The sequence below is a fragment of the Streptomyces sp. NPDC017890 genome, from assembly GCF_044328675.1.
Lineage (GTDB): Bacteria > Actinomycetota > Actinomycetes > Streptomycetales > Streptomycetaceae > Streptomyces.
The window spans coordinates 196,090-223,073 of record NZ_JBIRHU010000011.1 but is presented as its reverse complement, the minus strand read 5'-3'; the positions used below and the strand labels follow the sequence as shown (position 1 = coordinate 223,073).

Sequence of the window (26,984 nt, the reverse complement as noted above, 5' to 3'; positions counted from 1 at the left end):
GGCGTGCCGTCACGGAGACGACAGGAGGATCGTCATGGCCCACTCGTCCGCAGCCGCCGCCCGGCGGCGCCGCGCGGCCGGCCCTGCACCCTCACTGACCGGCCCGGCGAGCGACGTGCACCCCGTACTCCGCCGGACGACCGCCCCGCCCGCCGCCCTCGACCTGCTCGCCCAGGCCCGGTCCGGACTGGAGGAGGCCACCGCCCTCGAAACGCCGAACGAGCGATACGCGACGGCCCATCTCGCTGCCCTGCGCACAGCCGCCGCGGTGCTCGCGGCACGAGGCCGCCCCGAGACCACTCCACGGGCACGGGCCCGCATCCGCAGCGCCTGGGAGGTGCTCCCCGAGATCGCTCCCGAGCTCTCCGACTGGAGCGCGCTGTTCGCCGCGGGAGCCCGGCGCCGGGCGCGGGCCGAGGCGGGCATCCAGGGTGCCGCCAACCGGCGGGACGCCGACGACCTGATACGCGACGTGGCGATGTTCCTGCGGCTCGTGGAGCGGATGCTGGTCCTCCAGCCGGTCCTGCCCCAGCCCCGCCCCGACCCGGACCAGCCGGACACGGACCGTCCGGAGTCCGTCGGCGTCCAGCCGGACCCGGGCCGCCCGGAGGCCGTCGGACCGGGCCCGGACCGCCCGGGCCATCACCTGCCGGACGCGGGATGAGAGCCCCGGACAGCGGGGACACGGGGCACCCTGGGGGCCGGTGGTACGGGATGACCGGTCGGCTCACCGGAGGCAATAGGGTGGGAGACGCCTGAAGCCTGCCCCTTCCCGTACCCGGGCCGGGGCGGCAGCCCGTTCGCTCCGCCCGTGCCCGAGGCGGTGCCGCGCCGAGGAGTCAACTGCCGTGTCGGACCCGATGCGCCCGCCCGTCTCCCCCCACCGCCCGCAAACGGCGTCGCCGCGCTCCGAGCCCTCTCGTTCCCGCGCCGCCCTCCGGACCGCTGTGGTCTGGGACGTCCTCCAGGACGCCCTCGACCGTCGGGTCAAGGCCACGGGACGCCAGTCGCTGGACGTCCTGGACACCGGTGGCGGCAGCGGCAACTTCGCGGTACCCGCGGCCCGCCTAGGCCACCGCGTCACCGTCGTCGACCCGAGCCCCAACGCGCTGTTCGCCCTGGAGCGCCGCGCCGCCGAGGCCGACGTCGCCGACCGCGTCCGGGGCGTCCAGGGAGACGCCCACGGCCTCTTCGACGTGGTCGAACGGGGCGGCTACGACGTCGTGCTGTGCCACGGCGTCCTGGAGTACGTGGACGACCCCGCGGAGGGCATCCGCAACGTGGTGGCCGCGCTGCGCGCCGAGGGCGTCCTCAGCCTGCTCGCCGCGGGCCTCGGCGGGGCCGTGCTGGCGCGTGCCCTCGCCGGCCACTTCACGGAGGCCCGGCAGGCGCTCGGCGACCCGGACGGCCGCTGGGGCACGGGTGACCCCGTGCCGCGCCGGTTCACCGCCGAACAGCTCACCGCACTGGTCGAGGCCGCGGGGCTCCGGATCGGGGCCGTACACGGCGTGCGGGTCTTCGCCGACCTCGTCCCGGGAGTGCTGGTGGACACGGAGCCAGGCGCCATGGAGGCGCTGCTGAAGCTGGAGGCCGCGGCGGCCGAGCTGGCCGCGTTCCGCTCCGTGGCCACCCAGCTCCACGTGCTCGGTGAGACGCGAGGGGCCCAGGAGCCCTGAGCCGCCCGGTGGGGTAAGGCGCTGATCAGGGGCGCGACTGCAGATGGAGTACGCCACAGGCCCCCCGAACGGGGGCCAGTCGCCGTATGATCGAGGGAGACCGCCCGGCATGACGGGTCGGCCGCTGGGGAATGGGAACTTCAGCAGCCGGCACGGCCATGACGGAGACCGGTTGGCCAATTGGCGTAGAGGGGCGGGTTTCACGGGGGCGATTCCCTGCCTATCCTGAAGGGACCCCCCCGGGTCGCCCCGGCGACTGCACGATGAGGAGGACTCCGTGCCGCTCTCGGAGCACGAGCAGCGCATGCTCGAGCAGATGGAGCGAGCGCTGTACGCCGAAGATCCCAAGTTCGCGACAGCGCTCGAGGGAAGCGGGCTGCGTACGTACACCCGGCGACGGGTCTACCAGGCGGTCGCGGGCTTCCTCGTAGGTATTGCGCTCCTCATGGCCGGTATGGTCGCCCAGCAGGTCTGGCTCAGCGTGGTGGGCTTCCTCGTCATGCTGGGCTGCGCGGTCCTCGCCGTGACCGGCTGGCGCAAGGCCCCGAAGCCGGGCGAGCAGCCCGCAGCCGGTACCGGACCACAGGCGCGCCGTCAGGGGCGGCAAAAGCGCTCCATGATGGACCGCATCGACGAGCGCTGGCAGCGCCGTCGTGATGAGCAGCAGGGCGGTCAGTAGCCCTCGGGCAGCCGCTCACCAGGACATCCGCGTGAGGGGGTGGCCACCGCCGAGGTGGTCACCCCCTCACGCGTACCCATGTGTGCCCGGGGCCGGGGTCCGGAGAGAGCCGGGCCGGCGCACCCGGCGGGACGTGGTGGTCACCGGACAGGGCCGAGGGTCGGCGCTCCCGCACACAGCCCCAGCCCCGCCGGCCCGCCCCCGTCGGCCCGTGGTCCTTGTGTCCCGGTCTCGCGCTCTGGAGTCCTCCGGGCGTCGGCCCGTCGGCCCGTGGTCCTTGTGTCCCGGTCTCGTGCCCTGGAGTCCTCCGGGCGTCGGCCCGAGACCTGTCTTCCGCGTCCGGGCCTCGCAACCCGTCGTTCCCCGAGACGCGTCCCCCGCGCCCCGGTCCCGTGCGGCCGTGTCTCCGCGTCCTCGGCTCAGCCCTGCTGTCCCGATGCCTTCCGGAACGTCGGCCGGGCCGCCGCGGCACGCTGTTTCAGGCCCGTCCACCACGCCGACACCGCCCAGGACACCCGCACGGTCGAACGCGGGGCGAACCGTGCGCGCAGCCGCGTGCCGCGGCCGGCCGCGGCACGCAGACCGGCGCTCGCCCGGTGGACGTCCTCCGTGAGACCCGCCGTCGGGCGGGGCCGGGGCGCGTAGAGAACCTGCTCCACGGCATCCGCCACCCGGTGCACCGCCGCCGCGGCCGTCGGCTCGAGCCGCCCGAGCCGGACGATCCGGGCCGCCGCCATGCGCGGGGTCTGCGACTCCTCCGGCAGGATTGCGAAGTCCCATGCCGTGTCGGTCAGCTCCTGCCAGACCGCGAGAGTGTGCGGCACCGCGTCCGCCCCGGTCCGGCCGTGCGCTCCCAGCCGTACCGACCGGGTGCGCAGCCGCCACAGCATCGGCGCGAGCGGGACCAGCAGGACCGCGAGCCCTCCCAGGACCCAGGCCGGCACCACGTACCACTTCGGGCCGTCCCCGCCCGTGACCGGTGCGGCCGCCGCGGACTCGCTGGCGCAGGCGTCCAGCTTCTTGTCCTGGGCCGTGCAGCTCTCGCTCGCCGAGGGCGCCGCCGACGGCTCCGTCTCCGTGTTCCGGGACGGCAGACCGGGATCCGGCACCGAGCTGCCCGGCGTCTCCGGCAGGGTGTACGACGGGGTCGACCCACGCGTCGGAGTCGGCTCGAAGCGGGTCCAGCCCACACCCTCGAAGTACACCTCGGGCCAGGCGTGTGCATCCCGCAGCCCCACCGACACCGTGCCGTCCGCCTGCGGGGAACCCGGCGCGAAGCCGACCGCGACCCTGGCCGGGATGTCCAGGGTGCGGGCCATCGCCGCCATGGCGAAGGAGAAGTGGACGCAGAAGCCCTGCTTGTCCGCGAGGAAGCGGGCGATCGCCTGGGAGCCGCTGCCGACCTTGACCTGCGTGTCGTACTCGAAACCGCCGTTGACCGCGAAGTACTCCTGGAGCTTGACCGCCTGCTCGTAGGGGTTCGCCGCGCCGGCGGTGACCTCGCGGGCGGTCCGGGAGACCACGTCGGGCAGTGAGTCCGGCAGCTCGGTGTACTCCCGCTCCAGTGCCGAGGGCGGCTGCGGAGCGGCGGCGAGCTGGTCCGCGGTCGGCCGCACGTCCAGGCTCCGCACCTCGTACGTCAGTCCGCGCGTGTTCTGGCCATGGTCGCCGACCAGGGTCATGCCGACGGGTTCGTAGCGCCAGTTGCCCGCGACCTGCACGTCGCTCGGCGGGTACGGCATCGGCAGCCAGTCCTGGGCGTACCAGTCCGCGGCCGAGACGGTGGTCCGGGTCTCCGCGCGCTTGACGTCGGGGCCGAGGCCGACCGGCGTGGGGAACCTGCCGTCCGGCACGGCGGTGATGTTCCGCTTGGACGGCTTCCAGGTGGTGCCGTCGAAGTCGTCCAGGGACACGATGCGCAGGTACAGGTTCGACAGGTCGCTCGAGTCGGTGTCGACGGAGAGGACCTCTCGGTTCTCGTCCACGTTGAGACTGTCGCGCAGTGAGACCAGGGGGTTCACCGCGGAGATCGTGCCGCCGCCCCCGGTCCCGGAACCGACGCCCGTCCTGGCGCTGTCCAGCAGCCCGCCGTTCATCGCGGGCAGGGCCAGCGGCACCACCAGGGCGACGCCCAGCGCGAACGCGCCGATGCGCCGCCCGGTGCGGACCGGGGCGACCGCGCCGCTCTGCTCCCCGCCCGGGGTGCGTGGCGTGCCGCCGAAGACCCGGCCCCACTGCGAGAGCCGGTCACGTCCCTCGGCCAGCAGCAGCATCAGGTAGCCGGCCGCCGCGACGAGGAACCACAGCCAGTCGGTGCCGCCCTCGGACAGCCCCGCGGCCACCGAGTAGAGCGCCAGCAGCGGCAGCCCGGCGGGGGCGGCGCTACGGAAGGTCACCGCGAGGGTGTCCACCAGCAGCCCGATCACCAGGACACCGCCGACCAGCATCAGCCGGATGCCGTCGGACTCCAGCGGCGCCGGGATCGCGTACCGGGCGATGTCGTCGCCCCCCTGCTGCAGCAGGTCGGCGAAGCGCTGGAAGGCCTGCGGGCCGGGGATCAGCCCGGCGAGCGCCTGCTGCCGGGCGAAGACCAGGGTCAGGAGCACCAGCGTGACCAGGGCCTGCGCGGCGATGGTCAGGGGCCGGGCCAGCGGGACCCGGCGGGCCGCCGCGCCCACCCCGGCCTGGACCGCCAGCAGGAACGCGGCCTGCAGGATCCAGGTGGCCGGGTCGACCAGGGGCAGCAGCGCACACGCCGCCATCAATGTGGCCGCCCACGCGCACAGCGCCAGCCGCGCCCGACCACTCATCGCGTGCCCTCCCGGCCGGTGGTCGTCGTGGAGCCGGTGTGGCCGCGGTCGGCCGGTCGCTCGTGGCGTCCGGGTGCGGTCGCGCAGGCCTTCGGTGTCGGTCGTGCGGGTGCGTTCACCGCGTGCCCTCCCGGCCGATGGTCGTCGTGGAGCCGGTGTGGCCGCGGTCGGCCGGTCGCTCGTGGCGTCCGGGTGCGGTCGCGCAGGCCCTCGGTGTCGGTCGTGCCGGTGCGTTCACCGCGTGCCCTCCCCGCCGCTCGCCGTCGCGAGGCCGGTGCGTTCGTGGTCCGCCAGGCGCCAGAGTTCCTCCAGCGGGGCGCCCCGCGGCACGTTCACGGCGGTCCAGCCCGACTCGCGCAGCATCCGCAGCCGTTCCTCGTCCCTGCCCGACGGGCCGGGCACGCCGGCCGGTTCCCGCGACCAGGCCGCACTGTCCAGGAGGAAGGCGACGGCGCCGCCGCTGCGCTGCCGCATCTTGGCGGCCACCGCGGCCTGCTCCTCGTCCAGGTCACCGAAGAACGCCACCAGCAGCCCCTCGTTCCCGCCGCGCAGCACGTCGTACGCCCGGGACAGGCCGGTGCCGTCGGAGTGGTCGATCACCGCGAGGGTGTCCATCATCAGCCCGGCCGCGTCGGCCGTGCCCTGGCTCGCACCCGCGAAGCCGTCGGCGCCCTCGCCGGGCACCGAGTCGCCGGAGTCGGTGAGCAGCCGGACGGAGAAGCCCCGCTCCAGCATGTGCACCAGCACGGACGCCGCGCCCGAGACCGCCCACTCGAAGGCCGAGTCGGGGCCGGCGCCCTCGAAGGCCACGACCCGGGTGTCCAGGAGCACCGTGCAGCGGGCGCGCTGCGGCTGCTCCTCGCGGCGCACCATCAACTCGCCGTAGCGCGCGGTGGAGCGCCAGTGCACGCGGCGCAGGTCGTCGCCGTAGCGGTACCCGCGCGGGATCACGTCGTCGTCGCCCGCCAGCGCGAGCGAGCGCTGCCGGCCCTCGCCGTACCCCATCGCCTCGCCGCTCAGCCGCACCGGAGGCAGCGCCTCCACGCGCGGGATCACGGTCAGGGTGTCGTACGTCGAGAAGGAGCGGGTCAGCTCGCACAGCCCGAACGGGTCGGTCAGGCGCAGTTGGAGCGGGCCCAGCGGATAGCGGCCGCGCAGGTCGGAGCGGACCCGGTAGGACACCTCGCGGCGACCGCCCGGCTCCACCCGGTCGAGTACGAAGCGGGGGCGCGGTCCGAGCACGTACGGCACCCGGTCCTGGAGCATCAGCAGGCCGGTGGGCAGCCGTGAGACGTTGTCGATACGCAGGTGCACCCGGGCCTCGCTGCCCGCGGGTACCCGCCCGGGGGAGAGCCGGCGGCTGCCCGCGACCCGGTACCGGGTGCGGTAGAGCACGGTCGCGCAGACCAGCGGCAGCACGCCCAGCAGCAGTCCGACGCGGAGCAGGTCGCTCTGGCCGAGGACGTAGGCACAGACGGCGGCGGCGATGCCGGCGGCCAGGAAGGAGCGCCCGCGGGTGGTCAGACCGGTCAGGGCGGTGCGGATGCCGCCGCTCTCGCCCCGGTCGTCCTGGGACCGGGCCGTCCCCCCCGTGTCCATCACAGCCTCCGCGGCGGTTGCCGGTCGTACGCCGACGAGCCGTGGCCCACGCCGAAGCCCGTCTGCTGCTGCGGCGCCGCGGGCACCGGGGTGCGCTGCAGGATCTCGTGGACGACCTGTTCGGCGGTACGGCGGTTGAGCTGGGCCTGGGCGGTGGGCAGCAGGCGGTGGGCCAGGACGGCGACCGCGAGGGCCTGCACGTCGTCCGGCAGCGCGTACTCCCGGCCGCTCAGGGCGGCGGACGCCTTCGCCGCGCGCAGCAGATGCAGCGTGGCGCGCGGTGAGGCGCCGAGTCTGAGGTCCGGGTGAGTGCGCGTGGCGGCGACCAGGTCGACGGCGTACCGCCGCACCGGGTCGGCGACGTGAACGCCCCGGACCGCCTCGATCAGCTTGAGGATGTCGTGCGCGTGCGCCACCGGCTGCAGGTCGTCCAGCGGGTTCACCCCGCCGTGCACGTCGAGCATCTGCAGCTCGGCCTCCGGACTGGGATAGCCGATGGAGACCCGCGCCATGAAGCGGTCGCGCTGCGCCTCCGGCAGCGGGTAGGTGCCCTCCATCTCGACCGGGTTCTGTGTCGCCACCACCATGAAGGGGCTGGGCAGCTCATAGGTCTGGCCGTCGATGGTGACCTGGCGCTCCTCCATCGACTCCAGGAGCGCCGACTGGGTCTTCGGCGAGGCGCGGTTGATCTCGTCGCCGATCACCACCTGCGCGAAGATCGCGCCCGGTTTGAACTCGAAGTCGCGACGCTGCTGGTCCCAGATGGACACCCCGGTGATGTCCGAGGGCAACAGGTCCGGCGTGAACTGGATCCGGCGCACGGAACAGTCGATGGACCTCGCCAGCGCCTTCGCCAGCATGGTCTTGCCGACGCCCGGGACATCCTCGATCAGCAGATGGCCCTCGGCGAGCAGCACGGTCAGCGAGAGTCGTACGACCTCGGGCTTGCCCTCGATCACGCCCTCCACCGAACCGCGCACCCGCTCAACCACAGCGGTCAGATCAGTGAGGCTCGCTCGATCGTCATAGGTCGTCACCGGCCCTCCTCGGCCTTTCCCCGCGCTCCCTGGGAAGCGGGAGTACCCCAACTTGCCGGGCGGCCCCCGCGTCGCGGACCGGCCCACCCCGAATCACGGACAGCGCGCGGAAAAAGTTCCGCGCGACACCACTTCCCGCATTCTTGCTGCCGTTACCGATTCGTGTCACTCGCCTGTGGACAACTGGCCGCGATATGTCGGGCCTTACGGCCTTTGCGGCGCTTGCGCGGCGGAAGTCATCGGGGCGGGCGACCGGGTCAGGCGGGGTCGACCTCGCGCAGCAGGCCCGTCTTCACGTCGAAGACGAAGCCGCGCACGTCCTCGGTGTGCAGCAGGAACGGTGAGGTGCGCACCCGCTCGATCGACTGCCGCACGTCCTGGTCGGCGTCCCGGAAGGCCTCCACCGCCCACGCCGGGCGCTGGCCGACCTCCAGTTCCAGGTCGTGCCGGAACTCCTCGGTGAGGGTTTCCATGCCGCACCCGGTGTGGTGGATGAGGGCCACGCTGCGGGTGCCGAGCGCCCGCTGGCTGATGGTGAGGGAGCGGATCACGTCGTCGGTGACGACACCGCCCGCGTTGCGGATGGTGTGGCAGTCGCCGAGCTTCAGGCCGAGCGCGGCGTGCAGGTCGAGGCGAGCATCCATGCAGGCCACGACGGCGACACGCTGGACGGGGCGGGCGTCCATCCCGGGGTCGGTGAACGCGGCGGCGTAGCGCTCGTTCGCCTCGACGAGCCGGTCGGTGACGGTGTGGTCGCCGACTATGGCGGATTCGGAGCCGGCGGGTACCGATGCAGAAGTCGTCATATCCATGACGTTACTGGCCGTCCCCCTCCCTGGCCTGCTGTGAAGCGGGACAAAGAACGTCATCAGGGCTTGTTGTGAGCCAACCCACAGGGTGGCGCGAACGCGTCCGTACGAGTGAAAAGCGGCGCGGCACCGGTTTGCGGACGCCGGCGTCCGCGACGCGCAGGCCGGTTGATTGACCGGGCGACAGGGTGGACTAAAGTGACGCGAAGCGGGAGGCGAGGCTCTCCCCGCTGGACTGAACACCCCGGAGACCTGGGCGACGTCCCGCCAGATCTCCCCGCGTGCGCGGCGCGTACGTACGGCTCGGCCTCCTCCCGCTCCCGGCCGGCCGACGCTTCCGGCGCCGGCAGGCCTCCCCTTCACGAGCGGGAGGGGACCCGGCGGTACGTGTCGCCGCGCCGGACCTGAGAGGCCGCCCCACTTGAGCCAGAGTCGACACGTCCCGGTGATGCTCCAGCGGTGTCTGGACCTGCTGGCGCCCGCCCTGACGGAGCCGGGGGCCGTGGTCGTCGACTGCACGCTGGGACTCGGCGGGCACAGCGAGGCGCTCCTCGAGCGCTTCCCCGAGGCCAGGCTCGTCGCCCTCGACCGGGACAAGGAGGCCCTGCGCCTGTCCGGCGAGCGGCTCGCGCCGTACGGCGAGCGCGCCACCCTGGTGCACGCCGTGTACGACGAGCTGCCCGACGTGCTCGACCGGCTCGGCATCCCGCGCGTCCAGGGCGTGCTGTTCGACCTCGGCGTCTCCTCCATGCAGCTCGACGAGGCGGACCGCGGGTTCGCCTACGCCCAGGACGCCCCGCTCGACATGCGGATGGACCAGACGACCGGCATGAGCGCCGCCGAGGTCCTCAACACCTACCCGCCGGGCGAACTCGTCCGCATCCTGCGGGCGTACGGCGAGGAGAAGCAGGCCAAGCGGATCGTGTCCGCGGTCGTGCGCGAGCGCGAGAAGGAGCCGTTCAGCAACAGCGCTCGCCTCGTGGAACTGATCCGCGACGCGCTGCCGCAGGCCGCCAAGCGCACCGGCGGCAACCCGGCCAAGCGCACCTTCCAGGCCCTGCGCATCGAGGTCAACGGCGAACTGGCCGTCCTGGAACGGGCGATTCCGGCCGCCGTCAAGGCGCTCGACGTCAGCGGGCGGATCGCCGTGCTGTCGTACCACTCGCTGGAGGACCGGCTGGTCAAGCAGGTGTTCGCCGCGGGTGCGGCCAATACCGCGCCGCCCGGACTGCCGGTCGTCCCCGAGCGCTACGCGCCCAGGCTCAAGCTGCTCACGCGCGGTGCCGAACTTCCCACCGAGGAGGAGATCGCCGAGAACCGGCGGGCGGCACCGGCACGGCTGCGCGGAGCCCAGCGCATCAGGGAGGACATCGAGTGAGGCAGGCCAGGCGCGGGGGCGGACGGCCCTTGCGGGCCAAGGGAGAGCGAGTGGGCGGGAAACCCGAACTGAAGGGGAGGGCGGCCCGGCTGGCGCGGCTCCTCCCGCCCGTCGGCGGGCGCGGCCAGGCGGCCCGCGCCCCGTTCGTCCTCCTGGTGGTCGTCCTCCTCGGCGGCGGACTCATCGGGCTCCTGGTGCTGAACTCCGCCATGAGCGAGGGCTCCTTCCAGCTGGACGACCTGAAGCAGGAGACGAAGGAGCTCACCGACGAGGAGCAGTCGCTGCAACGGGACATCGACGCCTACTCCGCCCCGCGGGCCCTCCAGCGCCGCGCCCGGGAGCTGGGCATGGTGCCCGGCGGAGATCCCGCCTTCCTCGCCCCCGACGGCACGGTCAAGGGCTCGCCGAGCCCCGCGTCCGCCGCGGCCACCCCGCTGGTCATCGCCCCCGAGGCGCTCACGCAATCGCCCGCCACCGCTCCCCCCGGCACCGAGCCGACCGGCCCGGCCGCCACCGCGGCCACCCCCGCCCCGAACCCGACTCCCGGCAGGTGACGGAAGTGTCCGACAGGGAACCGCCGCGCCGCCGAGTGCCCGGACCCGCGAGGCCCGTCCGCCCGGGCGGACGGCGGCAGCCCGGCCGCGGCGCCCGGCCCGCCCGCCGACCGGGCGCGCCCTCGCCCGCCGCGCCCCGCGTCCTCCGGCTGGGCAGCCCGCGCCCGCGCCTGCGCCTGATCGGCCTCGTGCTGACGCTGGTGCTCTCCGCCTTCGTCGTACGGCTGCTCCAGGTGCAGGCCGTCGACGCCGGCACCTACGCCGCCAAGGCCGAGCAGAACCGCTACGTCGTCCACACCCTGCCCGCCGAGCGCGGCGGGATCACCGACCGCAACGGCGTGGCCCTCGCGACCACCGTGGACGCCTACGACATCACCGCCGACCCCACGATGTTCACCCGGGAGCAGCTGGAGGTCGGCGACGGCCCCGAGCAGGCGGCGGCGCTCCTCGCGCCGATCCTCGGCGAGGACCAGGAGGACCTGGTCGACCGGCTGCGCCCCGAGAACGAGGGACTGCGCTACGTCCGTCTCGCCCGCCGGCAGACCCCGCAGGTGTGGAACCAGATCAAGGACCTGAAGACCGCGCTGACGAAGAAGACGGAGACGGACAAGTCCGCGGTCAACGTCCTCGCGGGCGTCTTCGCCGATCCCAGCAGCAAGCGCGTGTACCCGGGCGGCGACCTCGCCGCCGGCATCCTCGGCTGGGTCGGCGCGGACGGCAAGGGCGGCGGCGGCCTGGAACGGAAGCTGAACGACACCCTGGCCGGCAAGGACGGCAAGATCCGCTACGCGCAGTCCGGGGGGCGCCAGGTACCCACCGCCGGTTCCACCGAGACGCCGGCCGTGCCCGGCAGCGACGTCGAGCTCACCATCGACCGCGACATCCAGTGGGCCGCCCAGCACGCCATCAGCGAGCAGGTGAGGAAGTCCAAGGCGGACGGCGGCTACGTCATAGTCCAGGACACGGCCACCGGCGAGATCCTCGCCATGGCCAACTCGCCCGGCTTCGACCCGGGCGACCTCGCCCACGCCGACCCGGACGCGCTGGGCAACGCCGCCCTTCAGGACGCCTTCGAGCCCGGCTCCACCGCCAAGGTGCTGTCGATGGCGGCGGTACTGGAGGAGAACGCCGCCACACCGATGACCCACCTCACCATCCCGAACCGGCTCAAGCGCGGCGACCGGCTCTTCAAGGACGACGTCGACCACCCGACCTGGTACCTCACGCTCAACGGCGTGCTCGCCAAGTCCAGCAACATCGGCACCATCATGGCCACCGGCGAGCTGGGCAGGACGCAGGAGGAGGCCAACAAGGTGCTCTACTCCTACCTGCGCAAGTTCGGCGTGGGCGGTTACAGCGGGCTCGGCTTCCCCGGCGAGACCAAGGGCATCCTGGCGCCGCCCGACCAGTGGTCGACGTCGCAGCAGTACACGATTCCTTTCGGCCAGGGCGTCTCCGTGAACGCGCTGCAGGCGGCCTCCGTGTACTCGACCATCGCCAACGGCGGCGTCCGCGTCGAGCCCACCCTCGTCCGCGGCACCAAGGGGGGCGACGGACGCTTCACGCCGTCCTCCGAGCCCAAGAAGACCCGTGTGATCAGCGAGAAGACGGCGAAGACCCTCGCGCAGATGCTGGAGTCCGTCGTCGACGACGAGGAGGGAACCGGCACCAAGGCCCGCATCCCCGGCTACCGCGTCGCGGGCAAGACGGGCACGGCCAACCGGGTGGATCCGGCCACCGGCAAGTACCGCGGCTACACGTCGTCGTTCGCCGGGTTCGCCCCCGCCGACAAGCCTCGCGTCACCGTCTACTGCGCCATCCAGAACGCCACCGAGGGCAGCTACTTCGGCGGCCAGATCTGCGGCCCCATCTACAAGCAGGTCATGGAGTTCACCCTGAAGACCCTCCAGGTCCCGCCGACCGGGGCCGCCCCCGCGAATCTCCCGGTCACCTTCAAGCCCTGATCCGGACCGACCAGTCCTGACCAGCACCGAGCCAGTACCGAGCCAGCGCCGATTCAGTACCGAGCCACCAGGAACCACCCGTGACGACGATCACCCCCGAGCCCGGGAACCAGAGCACCTCCCCCACCTCACTTCGCCCGGAAGCCGGTACGCCCGGTACGCTCACCGCCGTGCCACACGCTGATCAGTCCCAAACCACCCAGAAGGGCCACCCCGTGACCTATCCGGGACCGCCCCGGCCGGCGCGGATCTCCGCCACACCCCTCGCGGAACTCGCCGGTCAGCTGGGTGTCACCGTGCCGGACAGCGCCGCCCGGGTCACGGGCATCACCCATGACTCGCGCGCCGTCCGCCCCGGTGACCTGTACGCCGCCCTACCCGGAGCCCGTGCCCACGGCGCCGACTTCGTCACCCAGGCCGCAGGCCTCGGCGCCGCCGCCGTGCTGACCGACCCGGCAGGTGCGGAGCGCGTCGCCGCCACCGGCCTGCCGGCGCTCGTCGTCGAGGACCCGCGCGCGCGGATGGGCGAACTGGCGGCCACGATCTACGGCCACCCCGGCCGCGATCTCCTCCAGATCGGTATCACCGGCACCTCCGGCAAGACCACCACCGCCTACCTCGTCGAGGGCGGCCTGCGTACGGTGAAGTCCACCGGGCTCATCGGCACGGTCGAGATGCGCATCGGCGACGAGCGCATCAAGTCCGAGCGCACCACACCCGAGGCCACCGACCTCCAGGCACTGTTCGCGGTGATGCGCGAGCGCGGCACCGAGGCGGTCGCCATGGAGGTCTCCAGCCACGCCCTCGTGCTCGGCCGGGTCGACGCCTGCGTCTTCGACATCGCGGTCTTCACCAACCTCAGCCCGGAGCACATGGAGTTCCACTCCGGCATGGAGGACTACTTCCAGGCGAAGGCGCAGCTGTTCACGCCGGAACGCAGCAGACTCGGCGTGGTCAACGTGGACGACGAGTACGGGCGCCGCCTCGCGAACGAGGCCACCGTCCCGGTCGTCACCTACTCCGCCGAGGGCCACCCGGACGCCGACTGGCGCGCCGACCGGGTCGAGGTCGGCCCGCTGGACTCGACGTTCACCGTGCTCGGCCCGAAGGGCGAGCGGATCGCCGCCAAGTCGCCGCTGGCCGGCCCGTTCAACGTGGCGAACACCCTCGCCGCGATCGTCGCCCTCGCCGCCGCAGGCCTCGACCCGCAGGCCGCCGCCGACGGCATCGCCGCGGTGCCGGGCGTGCCCGGCCGGCTGGAGCGCGTGGACGAGGGACAGCCCTACTTCGCGGTGGTCGACTACGCCCACAAGACCGACGCGGTCGAATCCGTCCTGAAAGCGCTGCGCAAGGTCACCGAGGGCAAGCTGCACGCCGTGCTCGGCTGCGGCGGCGACCGGGACACCACCAAGCGGGAGCCGATGGGCGCCGCCGTGGCCCGGTTCGCCGACACCGCCGTACTGACCTCCGACAACCCCCGCTCCGAGGACCCCCTCGCGATCCTCGCCACCATGCTCCAGGGCGCGGCGTCCGTGCCCGCGTACGAGCGCGGCGAGGTGCAGGTCTTCGAGGACCGGGCCGCCGCGATCGCCGCCGCCGTCGCCCGGGCCGAGCCCGGCGACACCGTGCTGGTGGCGGGCAAGGGGCACGAGCAGGGCCAGGACATCGCCGGGGTGGTCCGTCCCTTCGACGACCGCCAGGTGCTTCGCGAAGCCATCCAGAAGACCCAGGGATGAAATCCCGAATGATCCAGATGATCCAGGGGATGAACTTGTGATCGCCCTCTCTCTCGCCGAGATCGCAGAAGTCGTCGGCGGGCGGATGCATGACATACCGGATCCGTCCGCGCAGGTCACCGGGCCGGTCGTCCGTGACTCCCGGGAAGCGGGGCCCGGCAGCCTCTTCGTCGCCTTCGTCGGCGAGCGGGCGGACGGCCACGACTTCGCGTCGGCGGTCGTCGGGGCGGGCGCGGTGGCCGTTCTCGGCTCCCGCCCCGTCGGCGTGCCCGCGATCGTCGTGGACGACGTCCAGGCCGCTCTCGGTGCCCTGGCCCGGCACGTCGTACGGCGCCTCGGCGCCACCCTCGTGGCGCTCACCGGGTCCGCCGGCAAGACCAGCACCAAGGACCTGATCGCCCAGGTGTTGCGCCGCAAGGCGCCCACGGTGTTCACGCCCGGCTCCATGAACAACGAGGTCGGGCTGCCGCTCACCGCGCTCACCGCCACCGACGAGACGAGGTTCCTCGTCCTGGAGATGGGCGCCCGCGGCATCGGCCACATCCGGTACCTCACCGAACTCACCCCGCCGAAGGTCGGCCTCGTCCTCAACGTCGGCTCGGCGCACATCGGCGAGTTCGGCGGCCGGGAGCAGATCGCCCAGGCCAAGGGCGAACTCGTCGAGGCGCTCCCGGCGGCCGAGGAGGGCGGCACCGCGATCCTCAACGCGGACGACCCGCTCGTACGGGCCATGGCCTCCCGAACGAAGGCGAAGGTGATCCTTTTCGGAGAGTCCGACGAAGCGGACGTCTCCGCCGAGAATGTGCGACTCACGGACAGCGGACAGCCTGCCTTCAGGCTTCACACACCCTCCGGTGCAAGCGATGTGACCATGCGCCTGTACGGTGAGCACCACGTGTCGAACGCGCTCGCCGCGGCCGCCGTCGCCCACGAGTTGGGCATGTCCGCAGACGAGATCGCCACCGCGCTCTCCGAGGCGGGCTCCCTCTCCCGCTGGCGGATGGAGGTCACCGAGCGCCCGGACGGCGTGACGGTCGTCAACGACGCCTACAACGCGAACCCCGAGTCCATGCGAGCCGCCCTGCGCGCGCTCGTGGCGATGGGCAAGGGACGCCGTACGTGGGCGGTGCTCGGTCGGATGGCCGAGCTCGGGGACGAGGCGCTCGCCGAGCACGACGCGGTCGGGCGGCTCGCCGTCCGGCTCAACGTCAGCAAGCTCGTCGCGGTCGGGGGCAGGGAAGCCCGATGGCTGCAACTGGGCGCATATAACGAGGGTTCGTGGGGTGAGGAGTCGGTGCACGTGTCCGACGCACAGGCGGCGGTCGACCTGTTGCGCAGCGAGTTGCGCCCAGGGGACGTCGTGCTCGTGAAGGCGTCCCGTTCGGTAGGTCTGGAGAGCGTCGCCGCGGCGCTGCTGGAGACCGGCGCCGAGGGTGAGGTTGCCGCCCGATGATGAAGCAGATCCTGTTCGCAGGAGTCATTGGCCTGTTCCTGACGCTGGTCGGCACCCCGCTGCTGATCAAGCTCCTGGCCCGCAAGGGCTACGGCCAGTACATCCGTGACGACGGCCCGCGCGAGCACGCCAGCAAGCGCGGTACGCCGACCATGGGTGGTATCGCCTTCATCTTCGCGACGGTCGCCGCGTACTTCCTCGCCAAGGTGATCACCGGCTACCTGGAAGAGCCCGGCGTCGACACCGCGCCGACCTTCTCGGGCCTGCTGGTGCTCGGCCTGATGGTGGGCATGGGCCTGGTCGGCTTCCTCGACGACTACATCAAGATCGTCAAGCGGCGCTCGCTGGGCCTGCGGGCCAAGGCGAAGATGGCCGGCCAGCTGATCGTCGGTATCGCCTTCGCCGTGCTCTCGCTGCAGTTCGCGGACAACCGCGGCAACACCCCGGCCTCCGACAAGCTGTCGTTCATCACCGACTTCGGCTGGTCGCTCGGCCCGGTGCTGTTCGTCATCTGGGCGCTGTTCATGATCCTGGCGATGTCGAACGGCGTGAACCTGACCGACGGTCTGGACGGTCTCGCCACCGGCGCCTCCGTCCTGGTCTTCGGCGCCTACACCTTCATCGGCGTCTGGCAGTTCCAGGAGTCCTGCGCCAACGCGCTGACCCTGACCAACCCCGGCGCCTGCTACGAGGTGAGAGACCCCCTCGACCTGGCTGTGGTCGCCTCCGCGCTGATGGGTTCCTGCCTCGGCTTCCTGTGGTGGAACACCTCGCCGGCCAAGATCTTCATGGGCGACACCGGTTCGCTCGCGCTCGGCGGTGTGCTCGCGGGTCTGGCGATCTGCTCGCGCACCGAACTGCTGATGGCCATCCTCGGCGGCCTGTTCGTCCTGATCACCATGTCGGTGGTCATCCAGGTCGGATCCTTCCGCCTCACCGGCAAGCGGGTCTTCCGAATGGCGCCACTCCAGCACCACTTCGAACTCAAAGGCTGGTCCGAGGTCCTTGTCGTGGTCCGTTTCTGGATCATCCAGGGCATCTGCGTGATCGTCGGACTGGGCCTCTTCTACGCGGGATGGGCAGCGGACAAGTGACCTCCTCCTCGGTGCCTTTCGACTTCCAGGGCAAGCACGTCACCGTCGCCGGCCTCGGCGTCTCCGGTGTCCCGGCGGCCAGGGTCCTGCACGGTCTGGGCGCGCGCGTCACCGTCGTCAACGACGGCGACGACGAGCGCGCGCGGGCGCAGGCGGCCGAGCTGGAGGCGCTCGGCGTCACCGTTCGCCTCGGTACTGCGTCCGTCGGCGGCTCCGCCGCGGACGCGACCCTGCCCGAGGGCACCGAGCTGATCGTCACCGCGCCCGGCTGGAAGCCGGACAAGCCGCTGTTCGCGGCGGCGCGCGAAGCAGGCGTCCCCGTCTGGGGCGACGTCGAACTGGCCTGGCGCCTGCGCGGCCTCGACGGGAGGAAAGCGGCGCCCTGGCTGGCGGTCACCGGCACCAACGGCAAGACCACCACCGTCCAGATGCTGGCGTCGATCCTGAAGGCCGCGGGCCTGCGCACCGCGGCCGTCGGCAACATCGGCGTCTCCCTGCTGGACGCCGTCACCGGCGACCAGGAGTACGACGTACTGGCAGTGGAGCTGTCCAGCTACCAGCTCCACTGGGCGCCCTCCCTGCGCGCCCACTCGGCCGCCGTGCTCAACCTCGCCCCCGACCACCTCGACTGGCACGGCTCGATGGAGGCCTACGCCGCCGACAAGGGCCGTATCTACGAGGGCAATCACGTCGCCTGCGTCTACAACGCGGACGCCACCGCCAAGCCGTCCACCGAGGACCTGGTCCGCGAGGCCGACGTCGAGGAGGGCTGCCGGGCCATCGGCTTCACCCTGGGCACCCCCGGCCCCTCCCAACTCGGCGTCGTGGAGGGCATCCTCGTCGACCGCGCCTTCGTGGAGAACCGGCAGAAGAACGCCCAGGAGCTCGCCGAGGTCTCCGACATCGACCCGCCGGCCCCGCACAACATCGCCAACGCCCTTGCCGCGGCGGCCCTCGCCCGCGCCTACGGGGTGTCCGCCGCCGCCGTACGGGACGGGCTGCGCGCCTTCACGCCCGACGCCCACCGCATCGCGCACGTCGCCGACGTCGACGGCGTGGCGTACGTGGACGATTCCAAGGCCACCAACACCCACGCCACCGAGGCCTCCTTGGCGGCGTACGACTCGATCGTCTGGATCGCCGGCGGGCTGGCCAAGGGCGCGACCTTCGACGAGCTGGTCACCGGGGCGGCCGAGCGGCTGCGCGGGGCGGTACTGATCGGCGCCGACCGCGCCCTGATCCGCGAAGCCCTGGCGCGACACGCCCCCGAGGTACCCGTGGTCGACCTCGACCGGACCGACACTGGGGCGATGCTCCAGGCCGTCCAGGAGGCCCAGCGGCTCGCCAGGCCCGGCGACACGGTCCTGCTGGCACCGGCCTGTGCCTCCATGGACATGTTCACCAACTACAACAAGCGCGGCGACGCGTTCGCGGAGGCCGTTCGCGAACTCGGCGCCTGACCCGGCAGCCTCCTGCGCCGGGTGACCTCGGGAAGACGCGTGGGACGGTCCATGCCGACGTACAGCGGAGGCCGCGATGCCGGGTAGTCCCCAGAGCCGTACCGGACGTCCGCCCGTACAGCGGACCGTCAAGCGACCCGCCACGCCGGGGCCGCGGCGCGAGAACCCCGCGCTCCGCCTCTACCACCGCCTCCGCCGTGCCTGGGACCGGCCGCTGACCGCGTATTACCTGATCTCCGGCGGCAGCGCGCTGATCACCGTGCTCGGTCTGGTGATGGTCTACTCGGCCTCCCAGATCACCGCGCTCCAGCTGTCGCTGCCGGGGTCGTACTTCTTCCGCAAGCAGGCCCTGGCCGCGCTGATCGGCGCCGGGCTGCTGGTGGCCGCCATGAAGATGCCGGTGAAGCTGCACCGGGCGCTGGCCTACCCGATCCTCGCCGGTGCCGTCTTCCTGATGATCCTCGTGCAGGTGCCGGGGATAGGGATGGCGGTCAACGGCAACCAGAACTGGATCTCGCTGGGCGGCTCCTTCCAGATCCAGCCCAGCGAGTTCGGCAAGCTGGCCCTGGTGCTGTGGGGCGCGGACCTGCTGGCCCGCAAGCAGGACAAGAGACTGCTGACGCAGTGGAAGCACATGCTGGTGCCGCTGGTGCCGGCCGCGTTCATGCTGCTCGGGCTGATCATGCTCGGCGGTGACATGGGTACGGCGATCATCCTGACGGCGATCCTGTTCGGTCTGCTCTGGCTCGCCGGCGCGCCCACGCGGTTGTTCGCGGGTGTGCTCTCGATCGCCGTGCTGCTCGGCTTCATCCTCATCAAGACCAGCCCCAACCGTATGGCCCGGCTCGGCTGTCTGTTCGCCGCCGACCCCGGTCCGAACGACTCGTGCTGGCAGGCCGTGCACGGCATCTACGCCCTCGCCTCGGGCGGGCTGTTCGGTTCCGGGCTCGGGGCGAGTGTGGAGAAATGGGGCCAACTCCCCGAGGCGCACACCGACTTCATCTTCGCCGTCACCGGTGAGGAACTGGGCCTGGCGGGGACGCTGTCGGTGCTCGCCCTGTTCGCGGCTCTAGGCTATGCGGGTATCCGCGTGGCCGGACGCACGGAGGACCCCTTCGTGAGGTATGCCGCGGGAGGCGTGACCACCTGGATCACGGCCCAGGCCGTGATCAACATCGGTGCGGTCCTCGGGCTGCTGCCGATCGCCGGTGTCCCCCTCCCGCTGTTCTCCTACGGGGGTTCCGCCCTGCTGCCGACCATGTTCGCCATCGGACTGCTCATCGCCTTCGCGCGCGAGGAGCCCGGTGCGCGGGCGGCGCTTGCGCTGCGGCAACCTCGCTTTGGTAGAAAGCGGGGAGCCGGGGGTACCGGCTCCAAGCGGAGCCCCCGGAGTTGGAACACGATGCGACGGCGTGCCTCGGTGGCGCGTTCGTCCGGAGAGCGGTGAATTTCGGTGCATGTCGTACTCGCCGGCGGAGGAACCGCGGGCCACATCGAGCCCGCGCTCGCCCTCGCGGACGCCCTGCGCAGGCAGGATCCGACCGTGGGGATCACGGCCCTGGGCACGGAACGCGGCCTCGAGACCCGCCTCGTACCCGAGCGCGGGTACGAACTGGCGCTGATCCCGGCCGTACCGCTGCCGCGCAAGCCCACCCCCGAACTGATCACCGTCCCGGGCCGGCTGCGCGGCACCATCAAGGCGACCGAGCAGATCCTGGAGCGCACCAAGGCGGACGCCGTGGTCGGCTTCGGCGGCTACGTGGCCCTGCCCGGCTACCTCGCGGCCAAGCGGCTCGGCGTGCCGATCATCATCCACGAGGCCAACGCCCGCCCGGGCCTGGCCAACAAGATCGGCTCGCGGTACGCCGCGCAGGTCGCCGTCTCCACCCCCGACAGCAAGCTGCGCAACGCCCGCTACATCGGCATCCCGCTGCGCCGCTCCATCGCCACCCTCGACCGGGCCGCCGTGCGCCCCGAGGCCCGGGCGGCGTTCGGGCTGGACCCCAACCTGCCGACGCTGCTGGTCACCGGCGGCTCGCAGGGCGCCCGGCGGCTCAACGAGGTGATCCAGCAGGTCGCCCCCTGGCTCCAGCAGTCGGGCATCCAGATCCTGCACGCGGTCGGCCCGAAGAACGAACTGCCGCAGGTACACCAGATGCCGGGGATGCCCCCGTACATCCCGGTAAGTTACCTGGACCGGATGGACCTCGCGTACGCCGCGGCCGACATGATGCTGTGCCGCGCGGGCGCGATGACCGTCGCCGAACTCTCCGCCGTCGGGCTCCCGGCCGCCTACGTTCCGCTGCCCATCGGCAACGGCGAACAGCGGCTCAACGCCCAGCCGGTGGTCAAGGCGGGCGGCGGACTGCTGGTGGACGACGCGGAACTGACGCCCGAGTGGCTGCAGCACAACGTCCTGCCCGTGCTCGCCGACCCGCACAAGCTGTACGAGATGTCCCGTGCCGCCGCCGAGTTCGGCCGCCGGGACGCCGACGACCTGCTCGTCGGCATGGTGTACGAGGCGATCGCCGCCCGTGCGCGCCGCTAGTCAGGAATGACGGAGGGCAGGGAGCGTGGCCGGACCGACCACCGCCGAGCGCGGTGTACGCCAGCAGAAGTCGTCCGGCCCGCCCCGGGCGCGGCGGTTCGGCCCGCCCCGCCTTCGTACGATCATCATCCTGGTCATCGCCCTCGTGTTCGCCGCGGGCGGGACCGTCTGGCTGCTCTACGGCTCCAACTGGACGCGCGTGGAGAACGTGTCGGTCTCGGGGACCCGTGTCCTGACACCCGCACAGGTGCGTGAGGCCGCCGACGTGCCCGTCGGTGACCCGCTGGTCTCCGTCGACACCGGGGCACTCGAGGCGCGGCTGCGACGGGAATTGCCCCGTATCGACGAGGTGGGCGTGGAACGTTCCTGGCCGCACGGAATCGTGCTGAAAGTGACGGAGCGTACCCCGGTCCTGATTGCCCAAAAGGGAAGAAAGTTCGTGGAAGTGGACGACGAAGGCGTCCGTTTCGCCACGGTGTCCCGGGCGCCGAAAGGCGTTCCCGCACTGAAATTGGAGCCCGCCCGTTCCGGAACGACGGCGGCGAGTCTGCGCCGATTCGACGAGGACCGTCTGGTCCGCGAGGCGGTGCGGGTCGCCGGCCGCCTTCCGGACGCGGTCGCGAAGGACGTACGGGTCGTCAAGGTCCGTACCTACGACGACATCTCGCTGGAGCTGAGCGGTGACCGGACCGTGGCGTGGGGAAGCGGTGAACTGGGCTCGCGGAAGGCGCGGGTGCTCACCGCGCTGATGAAAGCGACGCCCGACGCGCGGCACTTCGACGTAAGTGTCCCCACCGCCCCGGCGTCATCAGGGAGTTGACGGGTATACGTGCAGGCCAGCACCCTGGTTGGGCAGCGCTACGGCTGATCACATAGGGTGAAAAGAAAAACGGGAGGTTCGGCGTGTTCGTTGAACGTGCGCCACTTGTCGACTTAGTGTCCTGTTCGGAAGACTCCAAGGAACGGACACACTGGTAACCCTAAACTTCAGCGTTAGGGTTCGGGTCGGCGCTACGGACCGTCCCAATCGGCATCAGTCGTCGCTCGCGGGGGAGCAGTGCCCCGACGGTCCGACGACACGTAACTCGAGGCGAGAGGCCTTCGACGTGGCAGCACCGCAGAACTACCTCGCAGTCATCAAAGTCATCGGTGTCGGCGGCGGTGGTGTCAATGCCATCAACCGGATGATCGAGGTCGGTCTCAAGGGCGTCGAGTTCATCGCCATCAACACCGACGCGCAAGCTCTGTTGATGAGCGACGCCGACGTCAAACTCGACGTCGGCCGCGAACTCACCCGCGGACTCGGCGCCGGAGCCAACCCGGCCGTCGGCCGCAAGGCCGCCGAGGACCACCGCGAGGAGATCGAGGAGGTCCTCAAGGGGGCCGACATGGTCTTCGTGACGGCCGGTGAAGGCGGCGGCACCGGCACCGGCGGCGCGCCCGTCGTGGCCAACATCGCCCGCTCGCTGGGCGCCCTCACCATCGGCGTGGTCACGCGCCCGTTCACCTTCGAGGGACGGCGCCGCGCCAACCAGGCCGAGGACGGCATCGCCGAACTCCGCGAAGAGGTCGACACCCTCATCGTCATCCCCAACGACCGGCTGCTGTCCATCTCGGACCGCCAGGTCAGCGTGCTCGACGCGTTCAAGTCCGCCGACCAGGTGCTGCTCTCCGGTGTGCAGGGCATCACCGACCTCATCACCACGCCCGGCCTGATCAACCTGGACTTCGCCGACGTGAAGTCGGTCATGTCCGAGGCCGGTTCCGCCCTCATGGGCATCGGCTCGGCCCGCGGCGACGACCGCGCGGTGGCCGCGGCGGAGATGGCGATCTCCTCGCCGCTGCTGGAAGCCTCCATCGACGGCGCCCGCGGCGTACTGCTCTCCATCTCCGGCGGTTCCGATCTCGGCCTGTTCGAGATCAACGAGGCCGCCCAGCTGGTCAGTGAGGCCGCCCACCCCGAGGCCAACATCATCTTCGGCGCGGTCATCGACGACGCCCTGGGTGACGAGGTCCGGGTCACCGTGATCGCGGCCGGCTTCGACGGCGGCCAGCCGCCGTCCAAGCGGGACAACGTCCTCGGCGCCTCCTCCGCCAAGCGCGAGGAGCCCACCCCGGTACGGCAGAGCGAGAGCCGTCCGTCCTTCGGCTCGCTCGGCAGCGTCAAGCCGAAGGAGGACCCGGAGCCGGCCCCGGTGCCGGAGCCGGTGAGCGACCTGCCGCCGGTCTCCCCGCCGCCGGTCCCGCCGTCCCGGACCTACTCGGACAGCGCCGCCGAGGAACTGGACGTGCCGGACTTCCTGAAGTGATAGGACAGCGCGACACCGTGAACGGCGCGCACTTCGGCTTCACCGACCGGTGGGGCGGAGTGAGCGCCGTTCCGTACGAGGAGCTCAACCTCGGCGGCGCGGTCGGTGACGACCCCGGCGCCGTCACGGCCAACCGGGAGCTGGCGGCCAGGTCACTGGGCGTCGCCGCGGCCCGGGTGGTCTGGATGAACCAGGTGCACGGTGCCGACGTCGCCGTGGTCGACGGACCCCGGGGGGACGACCCGGTTCCGCGGGTCGACGCGATCGTCACCGCCGAACGCGGTCTCGCTCTCGCCGTACTCACCGCCGACTGCGTGCCCGTCCTGCTGGCCGACCCCGTCGCCGGCGTCGCCGCCGCGGCCCACGCGGGCCGGCCCGGCCTGGTCGCCGGGGTCGTCCCCGCCGCCGTACGGGCCATGACGGAACGCGGCGCAGACCCGGCCCGGATCATCGCCCGCACCGGACCCGCCGTGTGCGGCCGGTGCTACGAGGTGCCGGAGCGGATGCGGGCCGAGGTCGCCGACGCCGAACCGGCGGCGTACGCCGAGACGAGCTGGGGCACACCGGCGGTCGATGTGAGCGCCGGCGTGCACGCACAGCTCGAACGCCTCGGGGTGCGCGACCGGGCGCAGTCGCCGGTGTGCACCCTGGAGTCGAAGGACCACTTCTCGTACCGACGCGACCGCACCACAGGGCGGCTCGCGGGCTATGTCTGGCTGGACTGATGGGGCATGACGGACCGTAAGCAGGAACTCGCCGCGAATCTGGCGAAAGTGGAGGAGCGCATCGCCGCCGCCTGCGCGGCCGCGGGGCGCCGCCGCGACGAGGTGACCCTGATCGTGGTCACCAAGACCTATCCGGCGGACGATGTGCGCCTCCTTGCCGGACTCGGTGTGCGTCATGTCGCCGAGAACCGCGACCAGGACGCGGCACCCAAGGCCGCCGCATGCTCGGATCTGCCGCTTTCGTGGCATTTCGTCGGTCAGTTGCAGACCAACAAAGTACGGTCCGTGGTCGGCTACGCGGACGTCGTGCAGTCCATCGACCGGGCCAGGCTCGTCACGGCACTGTCCAAGGAAGCCGTGCGGGCCGGGCGTGAGGTGGGCTGCCTGCTCCAGGTCGCGCTCGACGCGGGAGAGGGTGGGCGAGGTGAGCGCGGTGGCGTCTCGCCCGCGGGAATCGAAGAGTTGGCCGACCTGGTCGCCGGATCGGAGGGGCTGCGGCTCGACGGACTGATGACCGTCGCCCCGCTCACCGGCGAATACGCGGGACGCCGACAGGCCGCCTTCGAGCGCCTCATGGATTTGTCGACCTACGTGCGCCGAACCCATCCGGCTGCGAACATGGTCTCCGCAGGGATGAGTGCGGACCTCGAAGAGGCCGTGGCCGCCGGAGCGACACATGTGCGCGTCGGCAGTGCGGTACTCGGAGTCCGCCCCGGGCTCGGGTAACGTCGCCAAGAAGTCGGACCACAGCAGAAAATATGGTCATTACCGCCGAAAGGCGGACGCAACGACCTCGTGGATCGCGGGCATTTGGCAGTCGTCAGCCGATCCACCACAGAGCGGAGGACTCAGAGCATGGCCGGCGCGATGCGCAAGATGGCGGTCTACCTCGGCCTCGTGGAGGACGATGGGTACGACGGCCGGGGGTTCGACCCCGACGACGACTTCGAACCGGAACTGGACCCGGAGCCCGAGCGGGACCACCGGCGGCACGAGCCGGCGCACCAGCCGCACGGTTCGCATCAGCCCCTGAGGGATGAAGAGGTGCGAGTCGTACAGCCGCCCGCGCAGCGCGAGCCGGTGCCCCGTGCCACTTCGCTCGCGGCGGAATCGGGCCGCCCGGCGCGTATCGCGCCCGTGGCATCCATCACACAAGAACGCGCAAGCCTGGAAAAGAGCGCACCGGTCATCATGCCCAAGGTCGTGTCCGAACGAGAGCCCTACCGGATCACCACACTTCACCCCCGGACCTACAACGAGGCCCGTACCATCGGGGAACACTTCCGTGAGGGCACGCCGGTGATCATGAATCTCACTGAGATGGATGACACAGATGCGAAGCGACTTGTCGACTTTGCGGCCGGTTTGGTGTTTGGTCTTCACGGCAGTATCGAGCGGGTGACGCAGAAGGTGTTCCTGCTGTCTCCTGCTAACGTCGATGTCACGGCGGAGGACAAGGCCCGCATCGCAGAGGGCGGGTTCTTCAACCAGAGCTGAGACGCACCACCGGTACAGAGCAAGAACGCGGATCCGACAACGGGTCCGAGAGATGGTTCAGGGGAGAGGGAAGCACAGGTCATGAGCGTGGTCCTGGATGTCGTCTACATCGCGCTGATGTGCTTCCTCATCGTGCTCATCTTCCGGTTGGTCATGGACTACGTCTTCCAGTTCGCCCGCTCGTGGCAACCCGGCAAGGCGATGGTGGTCGTTCTCGAGGCCACCTACACTGTCACCGATCCACCGTTGAAGCTTCTGCGGCGGTTCATCCCGCCGCTGCGTCTCGGGGGCGTGGCGCTCGACCTGTCCTTCTTCGTACTGATGATCATCGTCTACATCCTGATCTCGATCGTGAGCCGGCTGTGATCGATGAGAGAGATACGGGCTTGCCGAATGCCGACGACAACGTTGAGGTGAAGAGATGCCGTTGACCCCCGAGGACGTGCGGAACAAGCAGTTCACGACCGTCCGCCTCCGAGAAGGCTATGACGAGGACGAGGTCGATGCCTTCCTCGACGAGGTCGAAGCCGAACTGACCCGACTGCTCCGCGAGAACGAGGACCTGCGCGCCAAACTGGCCGCGGCGACGCGCGCGGCTGCGCAGAACCAGCAGAACATGCGCAAGCCCCCGGAACCGCCGCAGGATCAGCAGCACCAGCAGCAGGGCCCGCCCCAGCAGGGCGGTATGCCGCAGCAGGGCATGCGAGGTCCCGGCGCTCCGGTGCCCGCCGGCATATCGGGCCCGCCGCAGCAGCAGATGGGTGGCCCCATGGGTGGCCCGCCCCAGCTGCCGAGCGGTGCCCCGCAGCTGCCCGCCGGCCCCGGCGGACAGGGTGGCCCGCAGGGTCCCGGCCCGATGGGCCAGGGTCCGGGGCCGATGGGCCAGGGCGGCCCCGGCCCGATGCAGGGCCAGATGGGCCCCGGCCCGATGGGCGGCCCCATGGGCGGTCCGCAGGGTCACGGCGGCCCCGGTGGCCCCGGTGGCATGCCCGGTCAGGGCGGCCCCGGTGGCGACAGCGCCGCCCGTGTCCTGTCGCTGGCCCAGCAGACCGCCGACCAGGCGATCGCCGAGGCCCGTTCCGAGGCCAACAAGATCGTCGGCGAGGCGCGTTCGCGTGCCGAGGGTCTGGAGCGGGACGCCCGTGCCAAGGCCGACGCCCTGGAGCGGGACGCGCAGGAGAAGCACCGCGTCGCGATGGGCTCCCTGGAGTCCGCCCGCGCCACGCTGGAGCGCAAGGTCGAGGACCTGCGCGGCTTCGAGCGCGAGTACCGGACGCGGCTGAAGTCGTACCTGGAGTCGCAGCTGCGTCAGCTGGAGACCCAGGCGGACGACTCGCTCGCCCCGCCGCGTACTCCCGCGACGGCCTCCCTGCCGCCGTCCCCGGCGCCTTCCATGGCACCGGCCGGCGCGAGTGCCCCGTCGTACGGCGGCGGCAACCAGTCGATGGGCAGCGGGCCGAGCCAGTCCGGTCCGTCCTACAGCGGTCAGCAGCAGATGTCGCCGGCGATGACCCAGCCGATGGCTCCGGTACGGCCGCAGGGCCCGTCGCCGATGGGGCAGGCGCCTTCGCCGATGAGGGGCTTCCTGATCGACGAGGACGACAACTGACAGGTTGACGAACGGTAGTACGGCGTAGCAGCCGACAGCGTTCAGGG

23 protein-coding genes are annotated in these 26,984 nt (G+C 71.7%); 19 read left to right on the top strand and 4 right to left on the bottom strand.

Annotation, left to right across the window (positions count from 1 at the left end; all coding sequences use genetic code 11):
* The first annotated feature begins 34 nt into the window (after nt 1-34).
* The 3 genes from ACH4F2_RS17030 (at nt 35) to ACH4F2_RS17020 (ending at nt 2,355) form a co-directional block, all read left to right on the top strand.
* A complete protein-coding gene (locus tag ACH4F2_RS17030) occupies nt 35-664 on the top strand; it encodes an SAV_6107 family HEPN domain-containing protein (RefSeq protein ID WP_398133491.1) in 630 nt (209 codons plus the stop codon).
* A gap of 184 nt (nt 665-848) precedes the next feature.
* Nucleotides 849-1,676 (top strand): methyltransferase, encoded by an 828-nt coding sequence (locus tag ACH4F2_RS17025; RefSeq protein WP_398133490.1) that lies wholly within the window; start codon nt 849-851, stop codon nt 1,674-1,676.
* 277 nt (nt 1,677-1,953) lie between these two features.
* Nucleotides 1,954-2,355 (top strand): spore wall synthesis complex protein, encoded by a 402-nt coding sequence (locus ACH4F2_RS17020; RefSeq protein ID WP_398133489.1) that lies wholly within the window; start codon nt 1,954-1,956, stop codon nt 2,353-2,355.
* A gap of 419 nt (nt 2,356-2,774) precedes the next feature.
* Here the strand turns inward: ACH4F2_RS17020 and ACH4F2_RS17015 are convergent, their stop codons facing one another.
* The 4 genes from ACH4F2_RS17015 to ACH4F2_RS17000 form a co-directional block, all read right to left on the bottom strand.
* On the bottom strand, nt 2,775-5,165 hold the full coding sequence (locus tag ACH4F2_RS17015) for a DUF3488 and DUF4129 domain-containing transglutaminase family protein (RefSeq protein WP_398133488.1): 2,391 nt from the start codon (nt 5,163-5,165) through the stop codon (nt 2,775-2,777).
* Nucleotides 5,166-5,399: 234 nt separating this feature from the next.
* A complete protein-coding gene (locus ACH4F2_RS17010; protein WP_398133487.1) occupies nt 5,400-6,764 on the bottom strand; it encodes a DUF58 domain-containing protein in 1,365 nt (454 codons plus the stop codon).
* Nucleotides 6,764-7,801, bottom strand: coding sequence for an AAA family ATPase (locus ACH4F2_RS17005; RefSeq protein ID WP_398133486.1), 1,038 nt, complete (start codon nt 7,799-7,801; stop codon nt 6,764-6,766). The genes ACH4F2_RS17010 and ACH4F2_RS17005 overlap by 1 nt, the downstream gene beginning before the upstream one ends.
* Nucleotides 7,802-8,058: 257 nt before the next feature.
* Nucleotides 8,059-8,607, bottom strand: a complete 549-nt coding sequence (locus ACH4F2_RS17000) for a beta-class carbonic anhydrase (protein ID WP_398133485.1) — start codon at nt 8,605-8,607, stop codon at nt 8,059-8,061.
* A gap of 424 nt (nt 8,608-9,031) precedes the next feature.
* Between ACH4F2_RS17000 and rsmH the strand changes: the two genes are divergently transcribed.
* The 16 genes from rsmH to divIVA all read left to right on the top strand — a co-directional run bounded on the left by rsmH (nt 9,032) and on the right by divIVA (nt 26,937).
* Nucleotides 9,032-9,988, top strand: coding sequence for a 16S rRNA (cytosine(1402)-N(4))-methyltransferase RsmH (gene rsmH, locus ACH4F2_RS16995; protein WP_398133484.1), 957 nt, complete (start codon nt 9,032-9,034; stop codon nt 9,986-9,988).
* 50 nt (nt 9,989-10,038) lie between these two features.
* Entirely contained in the window at nt 10,039-10,542 is a 504-nt protein-coding gene (locus ACH4F2_RS16990; RefSeq protein ID WP_398133483.1) for a septum formation initiator family protein, read from the top strand.
* Entirely contained in the window at nt 10,539-12,506 is a 1,968-nt protein-coding gene (locus ACH4F2_RS16985; protein WP_398133482.1) for a peptidoglycan D,D-transpeptidase FtsI family protein, read from the top strand. The genes ACH4F2_RS16990 and ACH4F2_RS16985 overlap by 4 nt, the downstream gene beginning before the upstream one ends.
* Before the next feature lie 215 nt (nt 12,507-12,721).
* Entirely contained in the window at nt 12,722-14,242 is a 1,521-nt protein-coding gene (locus ACH4F2_RS16980) for a UDP-N-acetylmuramoyl-L-alanyl-D-glutamate--2,6-diaminopimelate ligase (protein WP_398133524.1), read from the top strand.
* Between the two features lie 37 nt (nt 14,243-14,279).
* Nucleotides 14,280-15,695, top strand: a complete 1,416-nt coding sequence (murF, locus tag ACH4F2_RS16975) for a UDP-N-acetylmuramoyl-tripeptide--D-alanyl-D-alanine ligase (RefSeq protein WP_398133481.1) — start codon at nt 14,280-14,282, stop codon at nt 15,693-15,695.
* On the top strand, nt 15,695-16,789 hold the full coding sequence (gene mraY / locus ACH4F2_RS16970) for a phospho-N-acetylmuramoyl-pentapeptide-transferase (RefSeq protein WP_398133523.1): 1,095 nt from the start codon (nt 15,695-15,697) through the stop codon (nt 16,787-16,789). Before murF ends, mraY begins: the two co-directional genes overlap by 1 nt.
* An 11-nt stretch (nt 16,790-16,800) precedes the next feature.
* Nucleotides 16,801-18,249: a UDP-N-acetylmuramoyl-L-alanine--D-glutamate ligase gene (murD, locus tag ACH4F2_RS16965; protein ID WP_398133522.1), complete on the top strand. Its 1,449-nt coding sequence runs from the start codon at nt 16,801-16,803 to the stop codon at nt 18,247-18,249.
* A gap of 76 nt (nt 18,250-18,325) precedes the next feature.
* Nucleotides 18,326-19,696, top strand: a complete 1,371-nt coding sequence (gene ftsW, locus ACH4F2_RS16960) for a putative lipid II flippase FtsW (RefSeq protein ID WP_398133480.1) — start codon at nt 18,326-18,328, stop codon at nt 19,694-19,696.
* Between the two features lie 6 nt (nt 19,697-19,702).
* Nucleotides 19,703-20,797 carry an undecaprenyldiphospho-muramoylpentapeptide beta-N-acetylglucosaminyltransferase gene (gene murG / locus ACH4F2_RS16955; protein ID WP_398133479.1) on the top strand — a complete coding sequence of 365 codons (1,095 nt, stop codon included), beginning with the start codon at nt 19,703-19,705 and terminating at the stop codon, nt 20,795-20,797.
* Between the two features lie 25 nt (nt 20,798-20,822).
* Nucleotides 20,823-21,617 carry a cell division protein FtsQ gene (ftsQ, locus tag ACH4F2_RS16950; RefSeq protein WP_398133478.1) on the top strand — a complete coding sequence of 265 codons (795 nt, stop codon included), beginning with the start codon at nt 20,823-20,825 and terminating at the stop codon, nt 21,615-21,617.
* A gap of 286 nt (nt 21,618-21,903) precedes the next feature.
* Nucleotides 21,904-23,106: a cell division protein FtsZ gene (gene ftsZ, locus ACH4F2_RS16945; RefSeq protein ID WP_398133477.1), complete on the top strand. Its 1,203-nt coding sequence runs from the start codon at nt 21,904-21,906 to the stop codon at nt 23,104-23,106.
* Entirely contained in the window at nt 23,103-23,831 is a 729-nt protein-coding gene (pgeF, locus tag ACH4F2_RS16940) for a peptidoglycan editing factor PgeF (protein ID WP_398133476.1), read from the top strand. The genes ftsZ and pgeF overlap by 4 nt, the downstream gene beginning before the upstream one ends.
* A gap of 6 nt (nt 23,832-23,837) precedes the next feature.
* A complete protein-coding gene (locus ACH4F2_RS16935; protein WP_398133475.1) occupies nt 23,838-24,557 on the top strand; it encodes a YggS family pyridoxal phosphate-dependent enzyme in 720 nt (239 codons plus the stop codon).
* 129 nt (nt 24,558-24,686) lie between these two features.
* Nucleotides 24,687-25,328 carry a cell division protein SepF gene (locus ACH4F2_RS16930; RefSeq protein WP_398133474.1) on the top strand — a complete coding sequence of 214 codons (642 nt, stop codon included), beginning with the start codon at nt 24,687-24,689 and terminating at the stop codon, nt 25,326-25,328.
* Nucleotides 25,329-25,409: 81 nt separating this feature from the next.
* The gene (locus ACH4F2_RS16925) at nt 25,410-25,694 is read left to right on the top strand and encodes a YggT family protein (protein ID WP_007448661.1); all 285 of its coding nucleotides are present in this window, start codon (nt 25,410-25,412) and stop codon (nt 25,692-25,694) included.
* A 55-nt stretch (nt 25,695-25,749) separates the two neighbouring features.
* On the top strand, nt 25,750-26,937 hold the full coding sequence (divIVA, locus tag ACH4F2_RS16920; RefSeq protein WP_398133473.1) for an apical growth/hyphal branching protein DivIVA: 1,188 nt from the start codon (nt 25,750-25,752) through the stop codon (nt 26,935-26,937).
* Nucleotides 26,938-26,984 lie beyond the last annotated feature (47 nt).

Excerpts from the sequence above, each read along its gene's own strand:
- ftsW (WP_398133480.1), top strand. The coding sequence starts at position 18,326 with ATGCCGGGTAGTCCCCAGAGCCGTACCGGACGTCCGCCCGTACAGCGG.
- ACH4F2_RS16930 (WP_398133474.1), top strand. The coding sequence starts at position 24,687 with ATGGCCGGCGCGATGCGCAAGATGGCGGTCTACCTCGGCCTCGTGGAG.
- ACH4F2_RS17010 (WP_398133487.1), bottom strand. The coding sequence starts at position 6,764 with ATGGACACGGGGGGGACGGCCCGGTCCCAGGACGACCGGGGCGAGAGC.
- ACH4F2_RS17015 (WP_398133488.1), bottom strand. The coding sequence starts at position 5,165 with ATGAGTGGTCGGGCGCGGCTGGCGCTGTGCGCGTGGGCGGCCACATTG.
- ACH4F2_RS16925 (WP_007448661.1), top strand. The coding sequence starts at position 25,410 with ATGAGCGTGGTCCTGGATGTCGTCTACATCGCGCTGATGTGCTTCCTC.
- mraY (WP_398133523.1), top strand. The coding sequence starts at position 15,695 with ATGAAGCAGATCCTGTTCGCAGGAGTCATTGGCCTGTTCCTGACGCTG.
- ACH4F2_RS16935 (WP_398133475.1), top strand. The coding sequence starts at position 23,838 with ATGACGGACCGTAAGCAGGAACTCGCCGCGAATCTGGCGAAAGTGGAG.
- ACH4F2_RS17030 (WP_398133491.1), top strand. The coding sequence starts at position 35 with ATGGCCCACTCGTCCGCAGCCGCCGCCCGGCGGCGCCGCGCGGCCGGC.
- ACH4F2_RS17000 (WP_398133485.1), bottom strand. The coding sequence starts at position 8,607 with ATGACGACTTCTGCATCGGTACCCGCCGGCTCCGAATCCGCCATAGTC.
- divIVA (WP_398133473.1), top strand. The coding sequence starts at position 25,750 with ATGCCGTTGACCCCCGAGGACGTGCGGAACAAGCAGTTCACGACCGTC.